At 48.9% G+C, this 3,991-nt stretch carries 4 protein-coding genes; all 4 read left to right on the top strand.

The features are described from left to right. The first annotated feature begins 144 nt into the window (after positions 1–144). Complete coding sequence (locus ABYP73_RS11875; protein WP_372974466.1) at positions 145–1,401, top strand: choice-of-anchor B family protein; 1,257 nt, start codon at positions 145–147, stop codon at positions 1,399–1,401. A 227-nt stretch (positions 1,402–1,628) separates the two neighbouring features. Beyond that, positions 1,629–1,958 (top strand): HesB/IscA family protein, encoded by a 330-nt coding sequence (locus ABYP73_RS11870; RefSeq protein ID WP_372945360.1) that lies wholly within the window; start codon positions 1,629–1,631, stop codon positions 1,956–1,958. A 17-nt stretch (positions 1,959–1,975) separates the two neighbouring features. Next, positions 1,976–3,421, top strand: a complete 1,446-nt coding sequence (gene sufB / locus ABYP73_RS11865; protein WP_372945361.1) for a Fe-S cluster assembly protein SufB — start codon at positions 1,976–1,978, stop codon at positions 3,419–3,421. 34 nt (positions 3,422–3,455) lie between these two features. Next, positions 3,456–3,991: Fe-S cluster assembly ATPase SufC (gene sufC, locus ABYP73_RS11860; RefSeq protein WP_372974465.1), on the top strand; the 536-nt coding region annotated here is incomplete at its 3' end.

Genomic DNA, 3,991 nt, shown 5'->3' with positions numbered 1-3,991 from the left:
TTGATCGATCAGGCCGAATTCGCCCAGCTTTTCCAGGGATGTCTTTTCAGGTTCTTTATCTTCCAGCATCCTGCAAAATTAAGGAGGATCTGAGAGAAATCGTATCTTTACTTATAAAAGTACCCTTTCCCAAGTCGGTTTGCTATGAAAAGAACCCTCCCTTTCTTTCTCCTCATCCTGTGTTTTGCCTGTTCAAAAAATGACGACCCTTCACCTGATCCGATTGTAATGGATCCTGTGGTTGATCCCCCTGTGGAAGACCCCGTGGATCCGGGGTCTAATTTTATCCCTTGTGAAAATGGCTTTGCCGGTGCTTTTCCCTGCCAGGGATACGACCTGCTGGGACGTCTGGACCTGAGTGCTCTCGGCGCCACAGCAGGGAATGACATTTGGGGCTGGACAGACCCGGACTCATCCAGGGAGTTTGCCCTGATCGGACTTGATAACGGGACGGCCTTTGTGGAGATCACGGATACGGAAAACCTGGTCTACCTCGGAAAACTACCCACGGCTACCACCTCAAGTATATGGAGGGATATCAAGGTCTATAGAGACTACGCCTTTATTGGTTCTGAAGCCGGGGGGCATGGGATGCAGGTATTCGATTTAAAGAAATTGCTCTCAGTTTCCAATCCTCCAGCCACCTTTGCATCGGACGCCCTCTATACCGGATTTGGAACGTCTCATAATATTGTGATCAATGAAGCTACAGGATTTGCCTATGCGATAGGGACAGGAAGCAGTGATCCTTATGACGGCGGAGCCCATTTTGTCAATATACAGGATCCACTGAACCCTTTACCTGCAGGAGGCTATGGGGCAAGCGGGCACACCCATGATGCTCAGGTAGTCCTTTATCATGGCCCCGATGCGGACTATTCGGGGAGTGAGATCTTTATGGGTTCCAACGAAAATACCGTATTGGTACTGAATGTCACCGATAAGCAGAACCCTTCAGTAATTTCAACATCACAATATCCTAATTTGGGGTATACCCACCAGGGATGGTTCACAGAGGACCAGCGCTATTTTATCGTCGGTGACGAAACGGATGAGATGAACTTTGGATTCAACTCGAGGACCCTTGTATTCGACATGACCGATCTGGACAACCCCGTACTCCACACCACCTATTACGGTCCTACCCAGGCAATTGACCACAATGGTTATGTGAAGGGAAACCAGTTCTTTCTGGCCAATTATACAGCCGGGGTCAGGGTACTTGATCTCACAGATCTGCAGGAGGGCAACCTGGTTGAAACTGGATATTTTGACAGCTTTCCCTCTGGAAATGGAACTTCCTTTGACGGAGTTTGGAGTGTCTATCCCTTTTTTGAGAGTGGTAAGATCATCCTGAGTGACATCAGTTCCGGGTTGCTGGTAATCCGCGCATCCAATTAAAATCGGGCCCTTTTCGCCATATTTACCTCAGTGGGATCAACGCCATCTTGATCAGGACAGAATAAGTATCCCACCTTTTTCCTGCCTGCTTTTTTTCCTTCGATCTTTTCTTGACCTGGAGCATAGAAAACTCTGATCCTCATATATGTTATTATAATGTTAGGATTCATTTGAACTCCCCGTATTTAGTGTATATTTGTAAACTATTTAGAATAAGTCCAATTAAGATGATCAAAGTATCTGAATCGGCTAAAAAGAAGGTGTCTGCCCTCATGACGGAGGAAGGATATGACCTTTCAAAAGACTACGTCCGCGTTGGGGTGAAGAGCGGGGGCTGCAGTGGCCTGTCCTATGAGCTCCGGTTTGACAACCAGATCAGCGATACGGATAAGGTCTTCGAGGACAATGACGTGCGCATCCTGGTCGATAAGAAAAGCTTTCTCTACCTGGTGGGAACCATCCTGGAATATTCGGGTGGACTCAACGGGAAGGGATTTGTATTCAACAACCCTAATGCGCAGAGAACCTGCGGTTGCGGAGAGAGTTTCTCCCTTTAATCAGAAGAACACAGCATATGGCATATACTGAGGAAGAATTAAAGAAAGAACTGGAGACCAAGGAGTACGAATACGGTTTCTACACGGATATAGAGTCGGACACCTTTCCCAAGGGGCTTAATGAGGAGGTCATCATCGCTCTTTCCAAGAAGAAGGAAGAGCCCGAATGGATGACCCTGTGGCGTCTCGAAGCTTTCAAAGGATGGAAGGAGATGGTAGAACCCGAATGGGCCAATATTCATTACAAGAAACCCGATTTCCAGGACATCAGCTACTACTCTGCACCCAATAAAAAACCGAAGTACAACAGTCTGGATGAAGTAGACCCCGAACTACTCGACACTTTTAAGCGGTTGGGGATCTCCCTGGACGAACAGAAGAAACTGGCCGGGGTCGCCGTGGATATCGTTATGGATTCCGTGTCGGTTGCCACTACTTTCAAAAAGACACTGGCAGAGAAAGGGATTATCTTTTGCTCTATTTCGGAGGCCATCAAGGAACACCCGGAGTTGGTTAAAAAATACATCGGGACTGTAGTTCCGCCCAAGGACAATTTCTACGCAGCCCTGAATTCCGCTGTCTTCTCAGACGGTTCCTTCTGTTATATCCCAAAAGGCGTAAAGTGCCCTATGGAACTTTCCACTTATTTCAGGATTAACCAGGCCGGTACCGGACAGTTCGAAAGGACCCTGGTGATCGCAGATGAAGGCAGTTATGTGAGCTATCTGGAGGGGTGCACAGCCCCGTCACGGGATGAGAACCAATTGCACGCCGCGGTGGTGGAACTCATCGCCCTGGACGATGCCGAGATTAAATATTCTACCGTACAGAACTGGTTCCCGGGAGACAAGGAAGGAAAAGGAGGGGTATACAACTTTGTGACCAAAAGGGGATTGTGCGAGCGCAATGCGAAGATCTCCTGGACGCAGGTGGAGACCGGCTCTGCCATCACCTGGAAATACCCATCCTGTGTGTTGAAAGGAGACAATTCCATCGGGGAATTCTATTCCATCGCCGTCACCAACAATTACCAGCAGGCCGATACAGGAACCAAGATGATACACCTGGGTAAGAATACCAGGAGCACCATTATTTCCAAAGGGATCTCAGCCGGAAAATCACAAAACAGCTATCGCGGACTGGTACAGGTGAACAGCCGGGCGGAGAACGCCAGGAATTTCTCCCAGTGCGATTCCCTCCTGATGGGGAACGAATGCGGGGCGCATACCTTCCCGTACATCGAAGCGAAAAACAAGACAGCCCAGATAGAACACGAGGCCACCACGAGCAAGATCGGGGAAGACCAGATCTTTTACTGCAACCAGAGGGGGATCGATACCGAAAAGGCAATCGCCCTTATCGTGAATGGCTTTAGCAAAGAGGTCCTGAACAAACTGCCCATGGAATTCGCCGTGGAAGCCCAGAAATTGTTGGAGATAAGCCTCGAAGGTTCTGTTGGATAATTAGTTATTGATAAAAGAAGAAAAAGAGAATATCATGTTGAAAATCAAAAATCTGCACGCAGGGGTAGAGGGAAAGAAGATCCTGAAAGGGGTAAATCTGGAGGTTAACCCAGGGGAGATACACGCCATCATGGGGCCTAACGGTTCCGGAAAAAGTACGCTGGCCTCCGTGATTGCCGGAAAAGAGGATTTTGAGATCACCAAAGGCTCTGTGGTCTTCGAAGGGGAAGACCTGGAAGAAGTGGCTCCTGAAGAACGGGCCCACAAGGGAATTTTCCTCTCCTTCCAGTATCCCGTGGAGATTCCCGGGGTGACCGTGACCAACTTTATGAAGACGGCTATCAACGAGTCGCGCAAAGCCCGGGGCCAGGAAGACATGCCGGCCAACGAAATGCTGAAGCGCATCCGGGAAAAGTCGGAGTTACTGGACATAGACCGTAAATTCCTCTCCCGTTCCCTGAACGAAGGATTTTCAGGGGGAGAGAAGAAGAGGAATGAGATCTTCCAGATGGCCATGCTGGAACCTAAACTGGCGATCCTGGATGAAACGGATTCCGGGCTCGACATCGA

This window comes from Muriicola sp., assembly GCF_041567615.1.
Taxonomy (GTDB): domain Bacteria; phylum Bacteroidota; class Bacteroidia; order Flavobacteriales; family Flavobacteriaceae; genus Muriicola.
Note: the sequence above shows the minus strand (reverse complement) of the source record. Positions and strands in the feature narration are given on the sequence as shown.

What these genes read in the sequence shown, in the direction of transcription:
- ABYP73_RS11870 (WP_372945360.1), top strand. Translation starts at nt 1,629, where the DNA reads ATGATCAAAGTATCTGAATCGGCTAAAAAGAAGGTGTCTGCCCTCATG.
- sufB (WP_372945361.1), top strand. Translation starts at nt 1,976, where the DNA reads ATGGCATATACTGAGGAAGAATTAAAGAAAGAACTGGAGACCAAGGAG.
- ABYP73_RS11875 (WP_372974466.1), top strand. Translation starts at nt 145, where the DNA reads ATGAAAAGAACCCTCCCTTTCTTTCTCCTCATCCTGTGTTTTGCCTGT.